Annotated in this window: 17 protein-coding genes and 1 pseudogene; 12 read left to right on the top strand and 6 right to left on the bottom strand. The window is 70.6% G+C overall.

Translation table 11 applies throughout. The features are described from left to right. Positions 1 to 101: 101 nt before the first annotated feature. From OG828_RS45430 to OG828_RS45450, 5 genes are all read left to right on the top strand, one after another. On the top strand, positions 102 to 1073 hold the full coding sequence (locus OG828_RS45430) for a carbohydrate ABC transporter permease (protein WP_443060247.1): 972 nt from the start codon (positions 102 to 104) through the stop codon (positions 1071 to 1073). Positions 1074 to 1086: 13 nt separating this feature from the next. Beyond that, positions 1087 to 2028, top strand: coding sequence for a carbohydrate ABC transporter permease (locus OG828_RS45435; RefSeq protein ID WP_328504453.1), 942 nt, complete (start codon positions 1087 to 1089; stop codon positions 2026 to 2028). Positions 2029 to 2119: 91 nt separating this feature from the next. Continuing rightward, a complete protein-coding gene (locus OG828_RS45440; protein ID WP_328504454.1) occupies positions 2120 to 3577 on the top strand; it encodes a GH1 family beta-glucosidase in 1458 nt (485 codons plus the stop codon). A 99-nt stretch (positions 3578 to 3676) separates the two neighbouring features. Further along, complete coding sequence (locus OG828_RS45445) at positions 3677 to 4660, top strand: aldo/keto reductase (RefSeq protein ID WP_328504455.1); 984 nt, start codon at positions 3677 to 3679, stop codon at positions 4658 to 4660. 91 nt (positions 4661 to 4751) lie between these two features. Beyond that, positions 4752 to 5273: a DUF6328 family protein gene (locus OG828_RS45450; protein WP_328370624.1), complete on the top strand. Its 522-nt coding sequence runs from the start codon at positions 4752 to 4754 to the stop codon at positions 5271 to 5273. 36 nt (positions 5274 to 5309) lie between these two features. On the opposite strand, the gene OG828_RS45455 is transcribed toward OG828_RS45450, so the two are convergent. Further along, positions 5310 to 6341: a hypothetical protein gene (locus OG828_RS45455; protein WP_328441977.1), complete on the bottom strand. Its 1032-nt coding sequence runs from the start codon at positions 6339 to 6341 to the stop codon at positions 5310 to 5312. 162 nt (positions 6342 to 6503) lie between these two features. Here OG828_RS45455 and OG828_RS45460 point away from each other — a divergent pair, with 162 nt between their 5' ends. Continuing rightward, entirely contained in the window at positions 6504 to 7934 is a 1431-nt protein-coding gene (locus tag OG828_RS45460; RefSeq protein WP_328504456.1) for a serine hydrolase domain-containing protein, read from the top strand. Here the strand turns inward: OG828_RS45460 and OG828_RS45465 are convergent. The 5 genes and pseudogenes from OG828_RS45465 to OG828_RS45485 all read right to left on the bottom strand — a co-directional run bounded on the left by OG828_RS45465 (position 7926) and on the right by OG828_RS45485 (position 13516). After that, positions 7926 to 9548 carry a serine/threonine protein kinase gene (locus tag OG828_RS45465; RefSeq protein ID WP_328504457.1) on the bottom strand — a complete coding sequence of 541 codons (1623 nt, stop codon included), beginning with the start codon at positions 9546 to 9548 and terminating at the stop codon, positions 7926 to 7928. The two genes, OG828_RS45460 and OG828_RS45465, sit on opposite strands and share 9 nt — an antisense overlap. A gap of 157 nt (positions 9549 to 9705) precedes the next feature. Next, on the bottom strand, positions 9706 to 10674 hold the full coding sequence (locus tag OG828_RS45470) for a threonine/serine dehydratase (protein ID WP_328504458.1): 969 nt from the start codon (positions 10672 to 10674) through the stop codon (positions 9706 to 9708). A gap of 287 nt (positions 10675 to 10961) precedes the next feature. Then, positions 10962 to 11243 (bottom strand): annotated as a pseudogene (locus tag OG828_RS45475) (tetratricopeptide repeat protein); the annotation flags it as partial. Between the two features lie 20 nt (positions 11244 to 11263). Then, positions 11264 to 11941: an AIM24 family protein gene (locus OG828_RS45480; RefSeq protein ID WP_328370639.1), complete on the bottom strand. Its 678-nt coding sequence runs from the start codon at positions 11939 to 11941 to the stop codon at positions 11264 to 11266. 69 nt (positions 11942 to 12010) lie between these two features. Then, positions 12011 to 13516, bottom strand: coding sequence for a CAP domain-containing protein (locus OG828_RS45485; protein ID WP_328505049.1), 1506 nt, complete (start codon positions 13514 to 13516; stop codon positions 12011 to 12013). A 388-nt stretch (positions 13517 to 13904) separates the two neighbouring features. Between OG828_RS45485 and OG828_RS45490 the strand changes: the two genes are divergently transcribed. The 6 genes from OG828_RS45490 (at position 13905) to OG828_RS45515 (ending at position 23515) form a co-directional block, all read left to right on the top strand. Continuing rightward, on the top strand, positions 13905 to 15698 hold the full coding sequence (locus tag OG828_RS45490; RefSeq protein WP_328504459.1) for a M4 family metallopeptidase: 1794 nt from the start codon (positions 13905 to 13907) through the stop codon (positions 15696 to 15698). 104 nt (positions 15699 to 15802) lie between these two features. Further along, positions 15803 to 16978, top strand: coding sequence for an ROK family transcriptional regulator (locus OG828_RS45495; RefSeq protein WP_328504460.1), 1176 nt, complete (start codon positions 15803 to 15805; stop codon positions 16976 to 16978). Positions 16979 to 17019: 41 nt separating this feature from the next. Then, positions 17020 to 18807, top strand: coding sequence for an alpha-galactosidase D (locus tag OG828_RS45500; RefSeq protein ID WP_328504461.1), 1788 nt, complete (start codon positions 17020 to 17022; stop codon positions 18805 to 18807). Between the two features lie 33 nt (positions 18808 to 18840). After that, positions 18841 to 21195, top strand: a complete 2355-nt coding sequence (locus OG828_RS45505; protein WP_328504462.1) for a glycosyl hydrolase family 95 catalytic domain-containing protein — start codon at positions 18841 to 18843, stop codon at positions 21193 to 21195. Further along, complete coding sequence (locus OG828_RS45510) at positions 21192 to 22358, top strand: SGNH/GDSL hydrolase family protein (protein ID WP_443060248.1); 1167 nt, start codon at positions 21192 to 21194, stop codon at positions 22356 to 22358. Before OG828_RS45505 ends, OG828_RS45510 begins: the two co-directional genes overlap by 4 nt. 26 nt (positions 22359 to 22384) lie before the next feature. Then, complete coding sequence (locus OG828_RS45515; RefSeq protein WP_328504463.1) at positions 22385 to 23515, top strand: glycoside hydrolase family 88/105 protein; 1131 nt, start codon at positions 22385 to 22387, stop codon at positions 23513 to 23515. The last annotated feature ends 2 nt before the right edge of the window (positions 23516 to 23517 follow it).

The following is a 23517-nucleotide window of genomic DNA, read 5'->3' on the forward strand; positions in this document are numbered from 1 at the left end:
GTCGCGCAGTTCCCCGCGCCCCTGCGGGGCGCTGCCGACCCGCAGGGGACTTCGCCCGCCCCCTGCCCGCCTCCCTCACCCTCCAGGAAGGACGCCTTCCGGTGGCCATCTCCACCTCGACTCCACCAGACGGTGCGCCCGGCATCGGCGCCGAGCGTCAGCGGCGCCGTACGCTGCTGCACCGTCTCGACGTCCGGGGCGCGCCGTACGCCTTCGTCGCCCCGTTCTTCGTCGTCTTCGCCGCCTTCAGCTTCTACCCGCTCATCTACACCTCGTGGATCTCCCTGCACCGCGTCGAACTGTCGACCCTGAACCTCATGGAGTGGGTCGGCTTCGACAACTACACGGCGCTGTGGGACGACGAGCGATTCTGGAACGCGCTGCTCAACACCTTCACCATCGGCGTCCTGTCGACCGTGCCGCAGCTGCTGATGGCGCTCGGCCTTGCACACCTGCTCAACTACCGGCTGCGCGGCTCTACGTTCTTCCGCGTGGCCGCCCTGACGCCGTACGCCACGTCGGTCGGTGCCGCGGCCCTCGTGTTCACGATGCTCTTCGAACGCGACTTCGGCATGATCAACTGGATGTTGAGCCTGGTCGGTGTCGACAACATCGACTGGGAGAACAACAAGTGGGCCGCGCAGACGGCCATTTCCTCGATCGTCATCTGGCGCTGGACCGGCTACAACGCCCTGCTCTACCTCGCCGCGATGCAGGCGATCCCGCGCGACCGCTACGAAGCCGCCGCCATCGACGGTGCCTCGCGGTGGCAGCAGTTCCTGAAGGTCACCGTCCCCGGCATCCGCTCCACCATCGTGTTCACCATCGTCCTGTCCACGATCGGCGCCACCCAGCTCTTCGGTGAGCCCCTGATCTTCGGCCAGGGTCCGAACGGCATCACCGGGGGAGCGGACAACCAGTACCAGACGCTGGGTCTGCTGCTGTACGAGGAGGGCTGGAAGAACTACCAGATGGGGCGGGCCGCCACGGTCGCCTGGGCGATGTTCCTGCTGCTCATCGTCGTGTTCGTCGTCCAGCAAGTCGTCAAGCGCGTCATGGCGCGCAAGGCCTGACCGGGAGGTTTCCATGACCACAGACAGCATCCCGGTCCAGACGGCGGACGCGCGCCCCGGGGTCGCGAAGAAGGCCCGTAAGGACACCCCGTCCGGCGGACGGCGCCGCCAACTGTTCCGGCACCCGGGTGCCGGACGTCAGCACCACGCGGGTCCCGTCGCCTACATCCTGCTGGGGATCGCGGCCCTGTTCTCACTGTTCCCGCTCTACTGGACGATGGTGGCGGCGTCGACCGACAACACGCGCGTCACCCAGACGCCTCCGCCGTTCCTGCCAGGCCCCAACCTCCTGGAGAACCTCGGCAAGGCCTGGCAGGACGCCGCGCTGGGCAAGGCCATGCTCAACAGCCTGATCGTGGCCGGCGTGATCGCCCTGTCCACGGTGCTGTTCGCCACCCTCGCCGGCTTCGCGTTCGCCAAACTCCGCTTCAAGGGCCGCAACATCCTGCTGATGCTCGTGATCGGCACGATGATGGTGCCGCCTCAACTCGGCGTCGTACCGCTGTTCATGATGATGACGGAACTGGGCTGGGGCCAGAAGCTGCCCGCCGTCATCTTCCCTACGCTCGTCAGCGCCGTCGGCGTGTTCTTCATGCGGCAGTACCTGTCCGAGGCGCTGCCTGACGAACTTGTCGAGGCCGGGCGGGTGGACGGTGCGCACTCCCTGCGCATCTTCTGGAGCATCGTGCTGCCGATCGCCCGGCCTCCCATGGCCGTGCTGTTCATGATCACGTTCGTGCACGCGTGGAACGACTTCTTCTGGCCGTTCATCGTGCTCGACATGACCAATCCGACGGTGCCCGTCGCCCTCACTCAGCTCAGCGCGGGATACGTGCGCGACCAGTCGCTGATCATGGCGGGCGCGCTGCTCGGCACGCTGCCCCTGCTCGCCCTGTTCATCGTCTTCGGCCGTCAGATCGTCGGCGGAATCATGCAGGGAGCGGTCAAGGGATGAGCGCCTCACCGTCCCCCCGCTGCCGCGGCCCTTCGACGCCCGCCACCCCAATTCGCCGCTTCCGCCCCGCAGTACATCTGGAAGGACCCACGTGACCACCGCAACCCGACGCGTCGCGCCCGCCCCGGAGAACACCACCGCCATCAGGTTCCCGCAGGGATTCACCTGGGGCACGGCGACTGCCGCCTACCAGATCGAGGGTGCCGCCTCCGTGGACGGACGCACCCCTTCGATCTGGGACACCTACTCGCGCACGCCCGGCAGGGTGCGCAACGGCGACACCGGTGACGTCGCCACCGACCACTACCACCGCTGGCGCGAGGACGTCGCGATCATGGCCGACCTCGGCGTGAGCGCCTACCGGTTCTCCCTGTCGTGGCCGCGCGTGCAGCCGACGGGCCGCGGCCCGGCCGTCGAAAAGGGTCTCGACTTCTACCGTGCCCTGACCGACGCACTGCTGGAAAAGGGCATCGAGCCGGTCGTCACGCTGTACCACTGGGACCTGCCGCAGGAGCTGGAGGACGCCGGCGGCTGGCCGGTGCGCGCCACCGCCGACCGGTTCGCCGACTACGCGACGCTGGCAGCCCGTGCGCTGGGGGACCGGGTGAAGACCTGGACCACCCTCAACGAGCCCTGGTGCAGCGCCTTCCTCGGATACGGCTCGGGCGTCCACGCGCCCGGACGCACCGACCCGGTCGCGGCCCTGCGCGCGGCGCACCACCTCAACCTCGCCCACGGCAAGGCCGTTCAGGCACTGCGCGCCGAACTGCCCGCCCGCGCACAGGCGTCCATCACCCTCAACATCCACCACGTCCGCACCCTGACCGAGGCCGCCGAGGACCTCGACGCGGCCCGGCGGATCGACGCACTGGCCAACCGCGTCTTCACCGGCCCTCTGCTGGAAGGCCAGTACCCGCAGGATCTCATCGAGGACACGGAGAGCCTGACCGACTGGTCCTTCGTACGGGACGGTGACACCGCCACGATCCACCAGCCGCTGGACTTCCTGGGCGTCAACTACTACACACCCACGCTCGTCTCCGCCGCCACCGGCGAGGCCAGTCACGGTTCCGACGGCCACGGGATGAGCGAGCACAGCCCCTGGCCTGGTGCCGACAACGTCGCCTTCCACCGGCCTCCGGGCAGCACCACCGCGATGGGCTGGGCGGTCGACCCCAGCGGGCTGTACGACCTGCTGACGCGGCTCAAGACGGACTTCCCCGCGATGCCTCTGGTGATCACCGAGAACGGGGCCGCGTTCGACGACTACGTGAACCCGGAGGGCGAGGTGGCCGACCCCGAACGCATCGCCTACCTCCACTGCCATCTGTCGGCCGTGCACCGGGCGATCGTGGCCGGCGTCGACGTCCGGGGCTACTTCCTGTGGTCCCTGCTGGACAACTTCGAGTGGGGCTACGGCTACAGCAAGCGCTTCGGTGCCGTCTACGTCGACTACCCGACCGGCAAGCGCATCCCCAAGGCCAGCGCGCGGTGGTACGCCGACGTGGCCCGCACGGGCACCCTGCCGGAGGAGCGCGGCGGGAAGTGACAGACGATCCCCCCGTTGCGGCGTGCGTCCCGTGCACCGTAACGGGGGGACGAGCCGACCCGTTCCGCGCGCGCTGATCACGGATGACAGACTGACGCCATGGAAGAGCGCGTATTCGGTAGGTCGGGTCAGCAGGCATCCGTCGTAGGTCTCGGCACATGGCAGCTGGGTGCGGACTGGGGAGACGTCGACGACAGGGAAGCCCTGGCGGTGCTGGAGGCGGCGGCCGAGACGGGGGTGACGTTCTTCGACACCGCCGACGTGTACGGCGACGGCCGCAGCGAGCAGACCATCGCCACGTTCCTGCGCGGACGCCCCGATCCGCAGATCCTGGTCGCGACAAAGATGGGCCGCCGTGTCGACCAGATCCCGGAGAACTACGTCCTGGACAACTTCCGCGCCTGGAACGACCGCTCCCGCCGCAACCTCGGCGTCGACCGCCTCGACCTGGTGCAGCTGCACTGCCCGCCGACGCCCGTCTACTCCACCGACGAGGTCTTCGACGCCCTGGAGACTCTGGTCGCCGAGGAGCGGATCGCCGCCTACGGAGTGAGCGTGGAGACCTGCGCCGAGGCGCTGACCGCCATCGCCCGCCCGAACGTGGCGAGCGTGCAGATCATCCTCAACCCGTTCCGTATGAAGCCGCTGGCCGAGGTGCTGCCGGCGGCGCGGGAGGCCGGCGTCGGCATCATCGCCCGGGTTCCGCTGGCCTCGGGGCTGCTCTCCGGCAAGTACACCAAGGACACCGTCTTCGCCGAGAACGACCACCGCACCTTCAACCGGCACGGAGACGCCTTCGACCAGGGCGAGACGTTCTCCGGCGTCGACTTCGAGACGGGTGTGGAGGCCGCAGCCGAGTTCTCCGCGCTGGCCCCGGAGGGGTACACGCCGGCCCAGCTGGCGCTGCGCTGGATCATCCAGCAACCCGGCGTGACCAGCGTCATCCCCGGCGCCCGCTCGCCCGAACAGGCCCGCGCCAACGCGGCAGCCGCCGAGCTGCCGGAGCTGTCCGCCGAGACGCTCACCGCGATCCGGGAGCTCTACGACCGCCGGATCAAGGACCAGGTGGAGAGCCGCTGGTAGCAAGGGCGTGCCGCCCTGACCGATCGAACCGCGCGAATCTGGGCACTCGGGGTCCGAGACAGACGCGGGTTCGATCGATCAGGGAGGAACCTTGTCGGTCACGAGAAAGAGTGCGGACACCAGAAGGAGTGCGGACACTGAGGACTGGGGGCGCAACGAGACCCCGGAGCAGCGGGCCGACCGCAAGTGGGGCGAGCTGATCCAGGAGGTCCGGGTCGCGCAGACCGGGGTACAGATCCTGTTCGGCTTTCTGCTGACGGTCGTGTTCGCCCCGAGGTTCGTGGAGCTGGACACCACGGACGAGAACATCTACATCGTCACCGTCGTCCTGGGCGCCGCCGCCACCGGGGCGCTGATCGCCCCGGTGTCCCTGCACCGGCTCGTGGCCGGCCGGCGCATCAAGCCGCAGGCAGTGGAATGGGCCTCCCGGCTGACCCTCGTCGGTCTGTTGCTGCTGCTGGCCACGATGACCGCCGCGGTTCTGCTGATCCTCAGGGTCGCGACGGGCCACGACGACTATGTGCCGTGGCTTGTCGCCGGCATCGTGGCGTGGTACCTGCTGTGCTGGTTCGGCGTGCCGTGGTGGACACGGCACCGCCACACGGCACGGTGAGAGCCGGCCTGTCACCCTGTGCGATCAGAAACGTGATCAGGAAGCGTCCCCACGGGCCCCGCGCAGCGCCACGATGCATGTGCTGATCGCCTGCTGGAGTTCCTCCAACTGCTGGACCATGTCGTCCTCGTAGAAGTCCTGGGCGTCGACGTCGTCGAAGGTGAGCTCCTCGAACACCTTCGTCGCCCGCTGGAGACTGCTGTAGAACTTCGTCCGCCGCTCCTGAACGCGCAGTTCGGGGTCGGCCTCCACGGTCTCCGCGACGAGGGACTTCATGGTGTCGTAGGCCTCGCCGGCCCACTCGCCGGGGTCCTCCGCGTCGTCCAGCTCGTCGATGAGGGACAGATGGCGCTCTGCCTCCTGGCGTACGTCGACCGGCGCGTCGACGGTCTGCCCGGCGGGGGTCTTGATCTGGCCCGACTCGGCGATCTGGCGGACGTATCCGATCCGGTCGGCGGACCTGCTCTCGGCGGCGACGGCCTTCTTCAGGTCGTCGGTGCGCACGATGTCACGGGCCAACTCGGCCTGGAGTTCCGGGTCTTCGCGGACGCGGTCCAGCAGTGCGCGGCGGGCCGCCTGGGCGGTGGAGGGGTCCGCGAGGATCGCGGCGCGCAGTGCGGTGGGGTTCTCCGCGACTTCCAGGGCCTTGGTCGGCCGGATGCCCTCGGCCTCGGCCGCCTCGGTGATGGCGGTGCCGCGCTCCGAGGCGGCGCTGTTGCGCGAGACGTAGTAGCTGAGCCATACGTCCGCGTCGGGCAGCTCGACCTCCTGGCCCGGCGCCAGCTCCTCGAAGTGCGGGACGAGACCGTCGTCCGCGGCCCGGTCCCAGGCCTTGTAGTAGCGCATGACGCGGTCGGCGGAGCAGCCGGCGAGCTCGGCGAACTCCTTCGCGGAGACCTTCGGCGTCTCGTCCGCGCCCTGACCGCCGGGCCGTACGCTGCGCGCCACCATCAGGCCGAAGGCCCAGCCTCCGGTCCGTGCGTAGACCCCGAACTCGCGGGCGTCCCGCGCCACGAGATCGGACAGGGGCGCGGGGGACGTCTCGGACGGGACGGTCGCCAGGGTCACGGGTGACTCTCCTGAAAGGTGTTGCCGGGGCTGGAACAGGTGCGACAGGAAGCCTATAGGGGCTCATGACGAGGCTTTTCCCGGCCTCGGCCCCGTGTGTCTCGTCTCCCGTTCCTCGGCAGACCCCTCGATCACGGCGCCCGGCCGGGAGAGGATGCGGGCATGAGTGTTCGCCCGCTGCCCCAGAGCACACCCGCCGCCCAGGGCGTCGACGCATCCGGCGTCCACGCCTTCCTCGACGCCCTCGACGCCGCCCCGGACATCGAGCCGCACAGCCTGATGATCATGCGGCACGGCCACCTCGTGGCGTCCGGCTGGTGGGCGCCGTACACCGAAGACCGCCCGCATCTCCTCTACTCGCTCAGCAAGAGCTTCACGGCGGCGGCCGCCGCGCTCGCCGCCGACGAGGGGCTGCTCGACTTCGACGCCCCGGTGATCTCGTACTTCCCGGAGTTCGAGGCCGACATCGCCGATCCGCGCAGCCGCGCGATGCTCGTCCGGCATGTGGCGTCCATGGCGAGCGGCCATGGGGCCGACACCCTGTACCCCGCTCTCGCGCTCGACCACCAGAACCTGGTGCGCGGCTTCCTGCTGCTGCCGCCGGACGGTGATCCGGGGACCGTGTTCGCGTACAACCAGCCCGCCACGTACACGCTCGGCGCGATCGTGCGGCGCGTCACCGGTCAGTCGCTGACGGACTTTCTGCGGCCCCGGCTGTTCGATCCGCTCGGCATCGGCGAGACGGCATGGCTGCGTGACAGGTCCGGCGGCGAGCTGGGCTTCAGCGGACTGCACGCCACCACCGACGCCGTCGCCCGGCTGGGCCAGCTGTATCTGCAGCGCGGCGTGTGGGAGGGCGAGCGGCTGCTGTCCGAGGCGTGGGTGGCCGAGGCCACGCGGGCGCAGATCTCCAACACCGAGGTCGAGACGAGCGGGATCGACTGGCAGCAGGGCTACGGCTTCCAATTCTGGATGTCCCGGCACGGCTACCGTGGCGACGGGGCGTTCGGCCAGTTCTGCCTGGTGCTGCCGGAGCACGACGCGGTGATCGCGACGACCGCGGCGACCGAGCAGATGCAGAAGCTTCTGAACCTGGTCTGGAAGCGTCTGCTGCCCGCGTTCGGACCCACACCGCTGCCCGGCCGCGAGGAACGCGACGCCGCCCTCGCGGCGCGGCTGGCGCGGCTCGCGCTGCCGCCGGCCGCGGGCAAGCCGGCACCGCCGGAGCGCGCGGAGGCCTGGTCCGCCGTCGACTTCGCGCCGCACGGCGGTGTGTGCGAGGCCCAGCCGACACTGACCGCGGTACACATCACGGAGGGCCGGAACCTGGCGCTGACCGACGACGGGCAGCCGCTGCAGGTGCCGATCGGCGACGACGGCTGGACCGTCGTCGAGGAGCCGGTCCCCCTCGCGGTGAGCGGGGGGTGGAGCGACGCGGACACCCTCGTCGTGGACATCGCCTTCCTGGAGACACCGCACCACCTGGTCGTGACGTGCTCGCTCACCGACGGCACGTTCACCGCGCGGTGGGCCACGCAGCCGCTGCACCAGGGCGCGCTGCGCACGATGCGCGCACCCCGCGCGTCACTCTGACGGCACCCGGAAGGTCCGCAGGAAGGTGTCCAGCGCCTGTCGGTTGGCGTCGTCGTCCCAGTCGGCGGCCGGGGTCGTCCAGCGCAGGGAGAAGCCCCGGTGCTCGCCGATGAGGAAACCGCGGCCGAAGGTGCGCACGTGCGTGCCATCGATGTCGATGAGCCACTCGATGTCGGCGGCCTCACGGCCCTGGTACGTCGTCGCGCGGATGTCGCCGATCCGCCGGTAGTCGTCGTCCTGCTTCAACGCGGGCTCCACGTCGTCCCGCCACACGGCGACCGGATCCGGGCCCACCGCCTCGCTGTAGGTGACGGCGAGCGTGCGCGGGTCGCCGTCCTTGCCGAGGACGACCCGGTACGCCAGATCGGCCTGGCGGGTGGTCTCCAGTGGCTTCCAGCCCTCGGGGAGGGCGAGCGAGAAGCCCTTGGGGGAGTGGTAGCGGCTGAAGCCGGGCGGCAGGGGCGTGCCCGTGGGGGAGGGGGACGCCGACGTCGGAGTGGGCGTGGGCGTGGGTGTCGGCGTCGGGGTGGGGGACGGTGTCACGGACGGCGAGGGGGCCTGTTGCCCCGGGGCGGTGGCCGAAGCCGGTGGCCGGGGTGCCGTACCGGCCTCGGACGTGCTGTCGTCGTCGGAGACCTGGCGGGACACGGCGAGGACGGCGACGGACACGGTGACGACCGCCAGCGCCGTCCCGGCGACCATGGTGCGCCGGCTCCACCCCTCACTCGCGTGCAGGGCCGCCGCGTACACCCCGCGCAGCCGGGGCCGCGACGCCGACCGTGCGACCGTCTCGGGGTCTTCGCTCAGGACACGGACCAGCGCCTCGCGGACCACCGGGCGGGTCAGCCGCTCCCGGCAGTTCTTGCGCAGCAGCCCCTGCACCAGCTGGGTGAGCGGTCCGGCGCGCAGCGGTGTGCGCAGCGGAAGCTTGTCGACCCCCTTCAACGTCGTTTCGGGCCGGTCCCGTTCACGGAAGGGCGGGCGGCCCTCCAGCATCGTGTAGAGGAGCGCGCCCAGGGCCCACAGGTCGGCGGCCGGGCCGATGCGCTCGTCACGGGCCTGTTCCGGGGAGGCGTACGACGGTGCCGTCACGCGCGGTACGAGGGTCGCGCCGGCCAGGCCGAAGCCGGTGACCACGACGGGCCCCCGCTCCCGCACGAACACCTGACCCGGACTCAGCTCGCCGTGCGTGATGCCCTCGCCGTGCGCCGCCTCCAGCACGTCGAGCAGCTCAAGGCCGATCCGCGCCGCCCGTACATAGTTGAGCGTGCCCTCCTGCGCGAGGAGTTCCCCCAGCGGGATGCCGTCGATCCACTCGGTGACGGTCCACAGGGTGCCGTTCTCCTCGATCGCGTCGACGACCGTGGCCACCTTGCCCGGACGCAGCATCCCCATGGTCTCGGACATGCGGATCACCCGGGCGGTGGCCCGCCGCACGGTCTCCCCGTCGGAGTCGGCCGGGAGCACCGTCTGCGTGAGCAGACAGGGCCGTGAGGCCTCGACATCCTCGCCGTACCAGCAGATGCGGTTCGTCTCGCGATGGAGGACTTCCAGGAGGCGGTACCTTCCGGCGACCAACTCGTGTGTGGAGACGTGCGCCTTGACCATGGTCATCCCTCGCTGAACCCCTGGCTCTCACCCTTCTCAGAGAGGTACGACAGGTGCATTGGTGTGCGTTCAACGAATCCGCAACTCTGGTCACCTTCTTTCGTCTTGCGCCCGAGGTGTGCGGAACATGCCGTATTCCATGGGGAATTCGACCGGGATGCGCTCAGCGCAGACCGAAGCGCTCCGTCCACCGCATCACGTCCCCGGTCGTCGCGTTGCCGCCGCACACCACCAGACCGAGCCGTGCCCCCTCGCCCACCCGCCCCAGGACCCGGCGGGCCGCGGGCAGCAGACATCCGGCGGCCGGCTCGGTCCAGAGCTTGGCGTGGTCGGCGAGGTCGAGTACGCCCCGCACGGCCTCCCGGTCCGGAACCACGAGCACCTCGGTGACCAGGGCGGACACATGGTTGTACGTCAGCTGCGACACGGACGGGGCGCTGAGCGTGGACACGATCGACGAGAGCGCCACCGGTACCGGTCCGCCCGCCGCCAGCGCCTCGGACATCGCCTGCGCGCCCTCGGTCTCCACTCCCCACACCCGCACGCCGGGCCGGCGGGCACGCAGCGCCGCCGCCACACCGGCGATCAGCCCACCGCCCCCGACGCTCACCAGGACATCGGTCAGTTCTCCGGCGTCGTCCGCGAGCTCCAGCCCGACGGTGCCCTGTCCGGCGATCACCACCGGGTCGTCGAACGGGTGGACCAGGGTCAACCCCTCGTCCCTGAGCCGCGTCACCAGCGAGAACGCGCCGTCCATGTCATCGGTCAGCCGCACCGAGGCGCCCGCGTCCCGGGCGGTCTCGACGGCATGGGCCGGCGCCGAGCGCGGCATCACGACCGTGGCCTTCACATCGAGGGCGGCGGCCATGACCGCGAGCGCGATGCCGTGGTTGCCGCCGCTGACCGCCACGACCCCGGCGGCCCGCTCGGCCTCGCTCAGCGAGAGCAGCTTCGCCGTCGCGCCCCGGGCCTTGAACGACCCGGTGCGCTGCAGGACTTCGAGCTTCGCGGTGACCGGGGCGCCGAGCAGCGCGGACAGGCCCGGGCTGGGCACGGTGGGGGTGCGGACGACGTGTCCGGCGATCCGTGCGGCGGCGGCCTCGATGGCCTCGATGTCCGTGATCCCGATCATGACCATCACCTTTCGGCGCGGGTGACTGAGTCCGCGTCCGCATCGAACCCTCACCCGAGACGTGGCGCAGGTCAACTCGGTATCAAAGGCCGCGCCGCACCAGGAAGCCGATCAGTGACCGCACCTCGTCGACGGCGCTCTCCCGACGGCGTACGCCGAGGACGGTGACTCCACCACCAAGCCGCGCGCCGTCACCGTACGCCCTCCGCGCCCCCGAACTCCCGCTGCGCCCGAGCCACCATCTCCCGCGCGCGCCACAGTCCTGTCCGCTCCGACGCCCGGGCCAGTTCGGCGAGTTCGGCCGCGAGCTCCAGAAGCCGCCGGGCCAGGGTGAACGCGCCGCGCTGCCGGGCCAGGGTGCCGCCGCTCCACAGCGCCCAGGCCATCGCTGCGGGATCCCCGGCCTCCCGGGCCGCGCGATAACTCGCCTTCCACGCCCGGTCCGCGTCGCCCTCCCGGCCCAGCCGGCGCTGCGCCTCGGCGACCGCGAGTCCCGAGCGCGCCGCCTCATCGGGCCGCCCAGCCCGCTCGGCGGCAGTGAGGGAACCCTGGCCCAGGGGCCAGGGCATCGCCTGAGTTTTCGCTTGTCTCAGTGCTGCTGCGCCTTCTGCGGTGTCAGCTCGCTCGGTCGCACGACGACATGGCCCTGGCCCTGCAGCATCAGCTGCACCGCTTCCCCGGAACCGCCGCGCAGCATCGACCCGATGGACTGCGAACGGTGCAGCGAGGTCTGCAGGCCAGCGGTCCAGCCGACGATCGCGTCCGTGTCGACGTACACCGGATACTGCGGCGAGACCGGGATGACCAGCGGGTTTCCGTCGCACACCAGGCCCAGCCTGCCCTGCCCGGAGAAGACGCTGTTGAACAGGCCGCCGCCCGTCATGCCCGCGCCCTTCACGGTCGCGATCCGATACGACAGTGACGCGTCGAAGCACAGCACGTTGCGGCCGTTGACGGTGAACTCGTCACCAGGGTTCACATCGACGACGAAGCAGTTCTGCGCCTCGTGTGCGAACCAGGCCTCGCCCTGTCCGCGCACCGCCATCAGCGGAAGCCCCTCGCCCGTCACCGCGCGCTTGAGCATCCCGCCCATGCCCTGGCCCTTGCGCTCGAACTGGAGGTTGCCCCGATAGGCGATCATCGCGCCCTGACGCGCCATCATCTCGCCGTTCACCGCGTACTTGATGCACTTGGCGTTCTCGATCGTCATGCCCGGCGCTGCGGCGGGCTGGACCATGTGCTCGCTGGAAAACAGATCACCCTTCATATCGGCATCCTTTCCCGGAGCCGGTCCTTCCGCCAAGATCGCGGGGCATGGCTCTTCCACGGGTTTACGTCAGGCGCCGAAAAGCTGCGTCCAGTACGTGCCCGCCGCGCCGCCGCCCGCGAAGCCGACGCCGATGTGGGTGAACGTGGGCTTGAGGATGTTGGCCCGATGTCCCGGACTGTTCATCCAGCCCTCCACCACCTCGGCCGGGGAGCGCTGGCCGCAGGCTATGTTCTCGCCGATCGAGCGCCGGGCGGAGCCCGCGGCGGCGGCCCGGTCCCAGGGCTGGCTGCCGTCGGGCGAGGTGTGCGAGTAGAACGCCCGGGCGATCATGTCCGCGCTGTGCGCCTGCGCCGCGGTCGTGAGCACCGGGTCCACGGCCAGCGGCGGCAGACCTGCCCCGGCACGCTCCCGGTTGGTGAGCTCGACGACGTCTGCCGCCGTCCGTGCCAGCTCCTGCGGTGTCAGCGGCCTGGCCCACAGCGCGGTCCAGTACGTGTCGCCGGAGCGGCCCCCGGTGACGTACGCCAGGCCCGCGTGGGTGAACGCCGGGTCGTGCAGCGTGCGGCTGGGCTCCCGCGAACCCAGGCAGTAGTCCACGAACTCGGCGGGCGTGCGCGGCCCGGAGACCAGGTGCTCGCCGACCGTGACATACGTGAATCCGGTCGCGGTGACGCGCTGGTAGACGGAGACACCGTCCCGGCCTTCGACACCGAGCTGCCCTGCCGCGGCCATGGCGGAGGCGTGCGCTCGCGCGGCGGACGTCAGGCGCGCGTCGAGAGAAACGGGCGGCGAACCGGCCCTGGCGCGTGCGGAGTTGACGAGGGGGAGGAAGCCGTCGGGGTTGGGGTCGGGGTCGGGGGCCGGGTGAGAGGGGCGGGGTGGCGTGGCGGAGGGGGTGAGGGGTGCGGCAGTGGGGCGGTGTGGTGCAGGGAAAGGAGTAGGCGGCGCGGTAGCGGGCCGATGTGGTGCGGTGGCGGGACGGTGCGGCGCGGCAGCGCGTTGGTGTGGCGCGGTGGCGGGACGCTGCGGCGCGGGAAACGGCGACGTGGGCGCCGTGCCGGAGCGGGCCGGCGGTGCCGCAGTGGGCGCGCTGTCCTCGGTGACGTCGACCCCGAAGTCCCGGGCGAGTCCGGCCAGTCCGTCCGCGTACCCCTGCCCGAGCGCACGCAGCTTCCACCCGCTGCCGCGCCGGTAGATCTCCGCGAGCAGCAGCACCGTCTCCTGACCTGGCCGCGGCGGGGCGAACCGGGCGATCAGCCGGCCGCCCTGACCGGTGACCAGGAGGGTGGGGGCGGGCAGGCGGCCCAGGGGAGTGCCGGGCTCGGCGGGGCTGACGACCACGGTGACTTTCGTGGCGCCGGTGCGCAGGCCGGGCGGGTCGACGGTGAGCGTGTGGCCGTGCAGCCGGGCGCCCGGCGCGGACGGCTGGTTGTAGAACACGAAATCGGCGTCGCCCCGGACTTTCCCGCTGTCGTCGGTGACGAGCGCGGACACGTCGAAGGGGCCGGGCACCTGGACGCTCACGGCGCCGCCCGGGAGGGGCAGATTGCCTCCGGGGACCAACTCGCTCATGACGCCGCCCTGATGGTCGTGGATCCGGCCCCGGTAGGGGTTGTCCGGAGAACGTCCACCAGGTCGCGCGGGTTCCCCCTCGGAGGTGAACGGCAGGGCGAAGTGAGCATCGGGCTGTTCCAAGGCCCCGCTCGCGGTCGATGCGACATCGGTCACATCGAGACCGGGCAACCTCCGTGCGTCCCATCACCTCTCCACTGGCGACGCACCCGGATGCGAACCGTATCGCCATGAAACGTATGTAACCGACGATTCGTGCTTTACATGGACATGACTCATCCGGAAGGGTTGCGCACCGGGGGCCCGACCAGCCCCCATGGCGTCTCAACCGCGCCATGCCTCAGGGCGGTTGGTGACCCCGGCCGCCTTCGCACGAAGGAACCCTCAAGTGCGCAGAGCTCACATACGCAGCCTGGCGGTCGCCGTCGCCGTGACGACCGCCGCGACGGGGCTCACCGGAACGGCCTTCGCGGGCCCGGCCACGGAGACCGAGCCCACCTCCGCTTCTGCCGCCTCCGCCTCCTCCATAGTCGACGCGGCCCGCGCCGCCGCCTTCGCCCACGCGGCGGCCACCGGCGTCGCACCGGGTGATGAACTGCGCGCTCAGGACGTGCTGATCGACCCGGAGGGCGCCCGGCACGTGCGGTTCGTGCGGGCGCACCGCGGGATGCCGGTCCTCGGCGGCGACCTCGTCGTCCACCTCACCGAGCGCCTGAAGTACGCCGGTGTCACCCGGGCCGCGGACCACAGCGTCGCTCCCGCCGCCACCGAGGCCCGAGTGACCGACCGTCAGGCGGAGAAGAAGGCCGCCGATGTCGCCCAGGGGTCGGTGAAGAGCGTCGAACTCGTCGTCGACGCCCGCCGTGGCGCGTCGGCCCTCGCCTACGAGGTGCACGTCAGCGGCAGCGACACCGCGGACGGCGGCGGCTCCCGCACCGTCGTCATCGACGCCCGCACCGGCAAGGTCCGCAGCAACACGCCCGACAGTGAAGAGTTCCTGTCGCCGGACCTGGTGGACACCCTGCGGGACCGAGGCGAGACGCTCGACCCCGCCACCGGCACCGCCCCGGAGCCGAGCGCCCTCGCCGCGACCCCCGCGCCGGGCGCCGCCCGCTACCCGGCACCGGCGACCGGCACCGGCACGTCCCTCTTCGCCGGCAAGGTCGCGCTGACCACCACCCGGACCGGCCGCACCAGCTACGTCCTCAAGGACCCCAGCCGCTGGGGCACCGAGACGCGGGACGCCAAGGGCGCGGTGCCGACGAGTTTCGCCCGCGGCAAGACGTTCACCAGCTCCACCAACAAGTGGGGCAACGGCACCGTCGCGAACCGCGCCAGCGCCGCCGTCGACGCCCAGTACGGCATCACCAAGACCCTGGACTTCTACAAGAAGACCTTCGGCCGCAAGGGCATCAAGAACGACGGCAAGGGTGCCCGCGCCCTGGTCCACTTCGGCAACAAGGTCGCCAACGCGTTCTGGGACCCCACCTGCGGCTGCATGCTGTACGGCGACGGCGACGGCGAGATGTTCAAGAAGCCGCTCGTCGTCCTCGACGTCACCGGCCATGAACTCACCCACGGCGTCGTCGACGCCACGGCCCGCCTGGAGCCCACCCGCGTGGACGCCCAGGGCAATCAGTACGGCGAAGCGGGCTCCCTGAACGAGTCCCTCGCCGACATCTTCGGCTCCGCCGTGGAGTTCAGCGCCAACAACCCCAAGAACCCGCCCAATTATCTCGTCGGCGAGAAGCTCGGCCTGGACCAGAAGTTCCTGCGCCGCCTCGACCGCCCCTCCCTCGACGTGCTTGAGGGCGCGATCGACTACTGGTCACCGGCCGTCTACGACGCTGAGGTGCACGCCGGGTCCGGTGTGTCCTCGCACGCCTACTACCTCCTCGCCGAGGGCAGCGGCCGCAAGCGGATCGGCACCGTCACCTACGACTCGCCGACCTATGACGGCCTGCCGGTGAAGGGCATCGGCCGCGCCAAGGCCACGGCGATCTTCTACCGCGCCCTGACCCGCTACATGGTCTCCACGACCGACTTCCACGGCGCGCGCACCGCGACCCTGAAGGCGGCCAAGGATCTCCACGGGCTGAACAGCACGGAGTACAAGACGGTGAACCGGGCCTGGGCCGCCGTCAACGTGACCAAGGCCAACACACCGGCCGACAGGCACTGACACGACACCGGCAGCCGCGCGACGCACGCCCGGCTGCCGGGTCCCAGACCCCAATCCTGCTTCTTTTATTGACGACGGAAAAAAACAGTTCTAGGTTCCCGGCCATGCGCCCGATCGCTCGAGCCGAGACGTTCCCCGTCAACACCCCCGCCGCCTCCCAGGTCTTCACCACCGTCCTCTCCCAAGGGCCGCTCACCCGGCTGGAGTTGTCCCGGCGTGCAGGACTCTCCGCCGCTGCGGTGACCAAGGCGGTACGGCCGCTGATTGAGGCCGGTTACCTGGTGGAGGACGCGGACGCGGAGGCACGCCCCGCGCTCGGTCGGCCCGCCAACCCGGTACGGGTCGACGGCGGACGGGCACTGTTCATCGGGATCAAGCTGACCGGCGACGAGATCATCGGCGTACTCGCCGACCTGTGCTGCCGCATCCGTGTCGCCCGCCGTATGCCGCCGCCCGCCCGCGACCCCAAGGCGGTGCTGGCCTCCATCGCGGAGCTGGTGCAGCAACTCCTCGTCGAGGCGGACGAGTTCGGTACTCCGGTCCTCGGGCTCGGCATCGCCGTCTCCGGCGACGTCGACCGCGCCGAAGGCGTCGTCCGCTACTCGCCGTTCCTCGAGTGGCACGGCGTCCCGCTCGCCGAACTCGCCGCCATGACTACCGGACTGCCGGTCACCGTCGACAACGACGTGCGCGCCCTGACTGTCGCCGAGCAGTGGTTCGGCGCCGGCGCCGGGCTGTCAGACTTCGCCGTGGTGACCGTGGGCGCCGGCATCGGCTGCGGACTTGTGGTGCACGGCCGGGTGGTCGCTGGCGCGCACGGCGTGGCCGGTGAGATCGGCCATGTGACCGTCGACCCGGCCGGACCCCTCTGCCACTGCGGCAACCGGGGCTGTGTGGAGGCGATCGCCGGGGACGCGGCGATCGTCCGGCAGATCCGCGAGAGCACGGGCATCGAGGTCGCCGACACCGCTCAGGCCGTGGCACTGGCCCACCAAGGAGTCGCCGGAGCACGCGAGGCGTACGCCCGCGCCGGTGCCGCGATCGGCCGGGGCATCGCCACCGTGGCCAACCTGCTCGGCCCCGAGCGCGTGATCATCTCCGGCGAGGGCCTGGCCGCCTACGACCTGTTCGCCGAGCAGATCCGTGACGCCTTCACCGCCGCCGCCTTCGGCTCCGCCGCCCAGTGCGACGTACAGACCCGCCCGCTGCCCTTCGAGGAATGGGCACGCGGGGCCGCCGCCACCGCGATCCAGTCCTTCATCAGGTCCGACACGAACTGACCCCCACCCGCACCCGCACCCACTCCCAGGAGGTACGACCCATGCGGTCATCCTCGTACTCCGTCATGCCCGCACGCGCCCTGAGATCCCTGTGCGTGCTCGCCCTCACCGCCGGCCTCGCGACGACCGCCCCCGCGGCCCGCGCCGAGACGGCAGCCCCCACACTTGCCGACAAGCCCTATATGGGCTGGACGAGTTGGAGCATGCAGTCGTCGAAGTACCCGGGTCTCAACCCGAAGGGCGACTACAGCTATCTCACCGAGGCGAACGTCATCAAGCAGGCCGACGCCATGGCCAAGAAGCTGAGGAGTTCCGGGTACGAGTACATCAACATCGACGCCGGATGGTGGCGCGACTGGTCGTGGAAGCCGCGCTTCGACGAGTACGCCCGGCAGCAGGCCGACCCGCAGCGCTTCCCCAGCGGCATGAAGGCGGTCGCCGACCGCATCCACGCCCAGGGCCTCAAGGCGGGCATCTACCTCCCGGTGGGACTGGAGAAGGAGGCGTACAACGACGGCAAGTCCCCGATCTGGAACGCCGAGGGCTGCACCACCGCCGACATCGTCCACGATGACCTGCGCACCACCAACGGCTGGGACAGCGCCTACAAGCTGGACTTCACCAACCCGTGCGCGCAGAAGTACATCGACTCCCAGGCGCGGTTGTTCGCCGACTGGGGCTACGACTTCCTGAAGCTGGACGGCGTCGGGCCGGGCTCGTTCAAGAGCGGCGACAACTACGACAACGTCCCCGACGTGGCCGCCTGGCAGAAGGCCATCGCCACCGCCGGCCGCCCGATCCACCTGGAGCTGTCCTGGTCCCTCGACTACGGGCACGTCGAGGACTGGAAGAAGTACTCCAACGGCTGGCGCATCGACACCGACGTCGAGTGCTACTGCAACACCCTGGTCAGCTGGGAGAACTCCGTCGACGACCGCTGGGACGACACCCCGGCCTGGACCGACCACGCCGGCCCCGGCGGCTGGAACGACCTCGACTCCCTCAACGTCGGCAACGGCGAGATGGACGGCCTCACCAATGCCGAGCGGCAGAGCTACGCCACCCTGTGGGCGATCGCCAAGTCCCCGTTCTACACCGGCGACGACCTGACCAGGCTCGACTCCTACGGACTGTCCCTGTTGACGAACCGCGAGGTCATCGCGATCAACCAGGGCGACACGCCGCCCGCCCGGCCGGTCACCGCCTCCGACCCGCAGCAGGTGTGGGCCGCGGAGAACCCCAACGGGACGTACACCGTCGCCCTGTTCAACCTGTCCGACGCTCCGGCCTCGGTGACCGCGAACTGGTCGACCCTCGGCTTCAAGGGCAAGGCCGCCGTGCGCGACGTGTGGAACAGGGAGAGCCTCGGCACCCACACCGACAAGATCACCCAGGCGCTGCCCGCCCACGGCTCCCGGCTGTTCACCGTCACCCCGCGCGGCACCGCCCTGGCGTGGACCGGCTACGAGGCCGAGGCGGGCACGCTGAGCGGCAACGCTTCCGTCGCCGACTGCTCCGCATGCTCCGACGGCCGCAAGGTCGGCAACCTCTACGGCGGCGGCAAGCTCACCGTCAACGACGTGGTCGTGGCCAAGGCCGGCACCTATCAGATCAAGGTCGCCTACATCAGCGGTGACTCCCGTTCGGTCGCCGTCTCGGCCAACGGCGGGGGCGCCGTCTCGCACAAGTTCGCGTCCACGGGGGACTGGTCCACGGTGAACAGCGTCCATGTGCCGGTGAAGTTGAAGGCCGGGGCGAACACGCTCACGTTCGACAGCGGTTCCAGTGGCTACGCGCCGGACATCGACCGGATCGACGTACAGAAGTAGGCCCTTGTGCCCCTCCCCGCATCCGGAGCCGCCATGAATCCCCGTCCGAACGACCCCAGCAGACGGACCCTCCTCTCCCTCACCACCGCCGTCGCCCTCAGCACCCTGCCCACCTTCACCGCCACCGCCGCACCCGCTCGCCCCACGGAAGTCCCGCAGTACGCCGGATCCTCCCTGTGGTGGCAGGCCCCCGGCGACGAGGCCTCGCTGATCGAGCAGGGCCTGCCCGTCGGTAACGGCCGCCTCGGAGCGCTCGCCAGCAACGACCCCGGCCGCGAGCTGCTGCTGATCACCGACGCCACGATGTGGACCGGCGGCCTCAACGACACGCTCGACGCGGACGGTCAATTCCCCTACGGGCGGGCCGACTTCGGCTCCTTCACGCTGCTCGCCAGGCTCACCGTCGACATCCCCGACCACGACCTGGGCGCCGTCTCCGGCTACCGCCGCACCCTCGACCTCGCCCAGGGCCTGATCACCAGCTCCTACGTCCGCTCCGGCGCCACCTACCGGCGCCAGATCTTCGCCAGCCACCCCGACGACGTGATCGTCCTGCACTTCACCCAGAGCGGCGGCGGCCACTACACCGGAATGATCACGCTCACCGGCACCCACGGCGAAACCCCCACCACCGCCGAGTCGTTCGGCGCCACCCTTGCCAACGGCCTTCGCTACGGCGCCGCAGTGAAGGCCCACGGCAGCGGCGGCAAGGTCACCGTCAACGGCACGCGCATCGACTTCTCCGGCTGCAAAGACCTCACTGTCGTGGTCAGCGGCGGCACCAACTACGCGCCCGACGCCGCCGCGAACTTCCGCAACCCGTCCCTCGATCCCGAGCGGTTGGCCCGTACGAAGGTCCGCGACGCCGCCACCGAATCGGCCGCCACCCTGCGGCGCACCCACATCGCCGACTACCGCGCCCTCTTCGGACAGCTGGACCTCTCGCTCGGCACGTCCACGGCCGCGCAGCGCGAGATGGACACCTGGGAACGCCTCCAGGCGCGCGCCCTCGACCTCGAACCCGACCCTGAACTGGAGGCCGCCTACCTCCAGTTCGGCCGCTACCTCATGATCTCCGGCTCGCGCGACAGCCTGCCGCTGAACCTCCAGGGCCTGTGGCTGGACGGCAACGACCCGGATTGGATGGGCGACTACCACACGGACATCAACCTCCAGATGAACTACTGGATGGCCGACCGGGCGGGCCTGTCCCGGTGTTTCGACGCCTTCACCGACTACTGCCTCGCCCAGCTCCCGTCCTGGACGAAGCTCACCCAGACCCTCTTCAACGACCCGCGCAACCGCTACCGCAACTCCACCGGCAAGATCGCCGGCTGGACCGTCGCCATCTCCACCAACCCCTATGGCGGAGGCGGCTGGTGGTGGCACCCGGCGGGCAACGCCTGGCTGTGCAACAGCCTGTACGAGCACTACGAGTACACCCAGTCACGGGCCTATCTGGCGAAGATCTATCCGCTCCTCAAGGGCGCCTGCGAGTTCTGGGAGGCGCGGCTGCTGACCACGACCCTCCCCGGCACCACGACAGAGGTGCTGATCGCCGACAGCGACTGGTCGCCGGAGCACGGCCCGCTCGACGCCAAGGGCATCACGTACGCCCAGGAGCTGGTGTGGGCGCTGTTCGGCACCTTCTGTGTCGCGGCGGCGGAGTTGCGGCGGGACAGCGGCTACGCGGACACCATCGCGGGTCTGCGCAAGCGGCTCTACCTGCCGCAGGTCAGCCCGAAGACCGGTTGGCTGGAGGAGTGGATGTCGCCGGACAACCTCGGCGAGACCACCCACCGGCACCTGTCCGGGCTGGTCGGCCTGTTCCCCGGCGACCGCATCCGCCCCGACGGCTCCACGCCCCAGGAGATCGTCGACGGAGCCACCGCCCAACTGACCGCCCGCGGCATGAACAGCTTCGGCTGGGCCAACGCCTGGCGCAGCCTGTGCTGGGCCCGCCTCAAGGACGCCGACAAGGCCTACCAGCTGGTCGTCAACAACCTCCGGCCGTCCACCGGCGGCAGCAACGGCACCGCGTTCAACCTCTTCGACATCTACGAGGTGGACAAGGGCCGCGGCATCTTCCAGATCGACGCCAACTTCGGTACACCGGCCGCGATCCTCGAGATGCTGCTGTACTCCCGCCCTGGCCACCTGGAGCTCCTCCCCGCCCTCCCCGACGCCTGGTCCGCGTCCGGCTCCCTCACCGGGGCCCCGGCACGCGGCGGCTTCGTCGTCGACCTGCGCTGGGCCGACGGCACACCGACCCAGGTGCGCATCCGCAGCATGGGCGGGCGGACGACGACCGTGGCGTACGGCGGCGCCTCCCGGACGGTGAAGCTGAAGCCGGGGCAGTCCGTGACGCTGAAGGACCTGGCCCGGTGATCGCCAGAGTCGTCTGCGCACTCCTGCTGGCGGTGCAGACCGCCCCCGCGTACGCCTCAGACGACCGGCCACGTGAGGTCGTCACCTGGGGTGCGAGCGCGGACCGCCTGGGCGACGGCGTGGCCGACCGCGGCTACCGGCTCGTCGTGCACACCAGTGCCGCCGGCACCGACCTGCGGATCCGGCTCTCCAATGCCTTCGGAGACCGGCCGATCACCTTCGACAGCGCCTACGCGGGAGTCCGCAAGACGGGTGCCGAACTGGTCCGCGGCAGCAACCGGCGGCTGACCTTCGGCGGCGCCCGGTCCGTCACCGTCCCGGCCGGAGAAACCGTGCTCAGCGACCCCCTGCCCGGGAAGCTGCCCGCCGCGACCGACCTGGTGATCAGCATCCATACGCCGGACGCGGCGGGCCCGGCGACCGGACACGGCATGGCGATGGCGACGTCGTACACGACCCAGGGCGATCACACCGCCGAGGAGGGTGCCGCCAACTGGACGGGCACGACCGGCTCGTGGTTCTACCTCGACGCGGTCTCCGTCCGTGCCGGCTCCGCGGCGGTGGTCGCCCTCGGCGACTCCATCACCGACGGCTGGCAGTCCACCACCGATCTGAACCGCCGCTGGCCCGACTACCTTGCCCGCCGGCTGCTGCAGGCGGACACGGGCGTCAAAGGCGTGGCCAACGAAGGGATTTCCGGCAACAAGGTGCTGGCCGACGGCCTCGGCCAGAGCGCCCTCAACCGGCTGGAACGCGACGTCCTGTCCCAGCCGGGCGTGCGCACCGTGTTCCTCTTCGAGGGCGTCAACGACATCAAGGCCCACACGGGCGTGACCGCCCAGGACCTGATCAACGGTTACCGCCAGATCATCGCGCGGGCGCACGCGGCCGGGCAGTGCGTCGTCGGCGCCACCGTCGGACCGTTCAAGGGCTGGTCGGAATGGGACCCGGCGGCCGAGGCCGTACGCCAGGAAGTCAACCGATTCATCAGGTCTGGCGGGGAGTTCGACGCCGTCACCGACTTCGACCGCATCCTCCGCAGCCCCTACGACCCCGAGCGCATCCTGCCCTTCTTCGACAACGGCGACCATCTGCACCCCAACGACAAGGGCATGCAGGCCATGGCGGACGCCGTGGACCTGGACGACCTCGACTGCGCGTGAAACCCGTACCCGAGAGGAGCCGACTCATGAACCGACGTCGCTTACTGACCGGCGGTGCCGCCCTCACGGCGACCGCGACACTCCTGCCGACGACGAGAGCAGCGGCCGCACCGGCCCCGGCACTCCCGTCGCGAGCGGAGGTCGTGAGCGTCCTGCGCCGGGTCGCCGACCACTGGATCACCGCCCACCAGGACCCCGGCGACAACGGCTGGGCCAACGCCACCTTCTTCAGCGGCCTGCTCACCCTGCACCGCCTCACCAGCACGCCCCGCTACCTCGCCTACGCCAAGGAGTGGGCGGAGAAGCACGCCTACGGCCTCAAGGGCGGGGTCACCACCCGGCACGCCGACAACCACAACGCCGGACAGGCCTACCTCGACCTCTACGCGATCGAGCCCGAGGAGCGGAAACTCGCGGCCATCGAGGAGTCGTTGCACCGCATGGTCTACACGGACCAGCCCGAGAAGAACGACGACTGGTGGTGGGACGACGCCCTGCACATGGGCATGCCGCCGTTCGCCCGCCTCGGTGTCCTGCGCGGTGACCCCGCCTACCGGGCCAAGCTGTACTCCCTCTACGACCACACCAAGAGGATCGAGGGCGGGCCCGGCCTGTACGACCCGGCCACCGGTCTCTGGTACCGCGACAAGAGGTTCCTGCCCGGCGGGATCCTCTCGCCCTCCGGCAAGCCGGTGGTGTGGTCCCGGGGCACCGGCTGGGTCGCCGGCGGCCACACCAAGACCCTCAAGGCCCTTCCGCCGGGCGAACCCCACACCGCCGAATACCGGGAGACGCTGATCCGGCTCGTTCGCGCGCTGGCACGGGTGCAGCGGACGGACGGCTTCTGGAACGTCAACCTCGCCGACCCCGACCACCTCCCCGGGCCCGAGACCAGCGGCACATCCTTCTTCCTCTACGGCACGGCCTACGCGCTCCGCGCCCGGCTCGTCGACCGGGCCGCGCACCTGCCCGTCGTGTGCCGGGCCTGGCAGGGCCTCGTCACCACCGCCGTCCACCCCGACGGCTTCCTCGGGTACGTCCAGCAGGCCGGCCACCGCCCGGAGTCCAGCCAGCCCGTGACGTACGACACCACCGCGGACTTCGGTGTCGGCGCCTTCCTGCTGGGCGGCACCGAACTGGCCCGGCTGCTCGGCTGACC

The organism is Streptomyces sp. NBC_00457 (assembly GCF_036014015.1).
GTDB lineage: Bacteria > Actinomycetota > Actinomycetes > Streptomycetales > Streptomycetaceae > Streptomyces.

What these genes read in the sequence shown, in the direction of transcription:
- OG828_RS45505 (WP_328504462.1), top strand. Translation starts at nt 18,841, where the DNA reads ATGAATCCCCGTCCGAACGACCCCAGCAGACGGACCCTCCTCTCCCTC.
- OG828_RS45495 (WP_328504460.1), top strand. Translation starts at nt 15,803, where the DNA reads ATGCGCCCGATCGCTCGAGCCGAGACGTTCCCCGTCAACACCCCCGCC.
- OG828_RS45470 (WP_328504458.1), bottom strand. Translation starts at nt 10,674, where the DNA reads ATGATCGGGATCACGGACATCGAGGCCATCGAGGCCGCCGCCGCACGG.
- OG828_RS45515 (WP_328504463.1), top strand. Translation starts at nt 22,385, where the DNA reads ATGAACCGACGTCGCTTACTGACCGGCGGTGCCGCCCTCACGGCGACC.
- OG828_RS45480 (WP_328370639.1), bottom strand. Translation starts at nt 11,941, where the DNA reads ATGAAGGGTGATCTGTTTTCCAGCGAGCACATGGTCCAGCCCGCCGCA.
- OG828_RS45435 (WP_328504453.1), top strand. Translation starts at nt 1,087, where the DNA reads ATGACCACAGACAGCATCCCGGTCCAGACGGCGGACGCGCGCCCCGGG.
- OG828_RS45460 (WP_328504456.1), top strand. Translation starts at nt 6,504, where the DNA reads ATGAGTGTTCGCCCGCTGCCCCAGAGCACACCCGCCGCCCAGGGCGTC.
- OG828_RS45485 (WP_328505049.1), bottom strand. Translation starts at nt 13,516, where the DNA reads ATGAGCGAGTTGGTCCCCGGAGGCAATCTGCCCCTCCCGGGCGGCGCC.
- OG828_RS45445 (WP_328504455.1), top strand. Translation starts at nt 3,677, where the DNA reads ATGGAAGAGCGCGTATTCGGTAGGTCGGGTCAGCAGGCATCCGTCGTA.
- OG828_RS45465 (WP_328504457.1), bottom strand. Translation starts at nt 9,548, where the DNA reads ATGACCATGGTCAAGGCGCACGTCTCCACACACGAGTTGGTCGCCGGA.
- OG828_RS45500 (WP_328504461.1), top strand. Translation starts at nt 17,020, where the DNA reads ATGCGGTCATCCTCGTACTCCGTCATGCCCGCACGCGCCCTGAGATCC.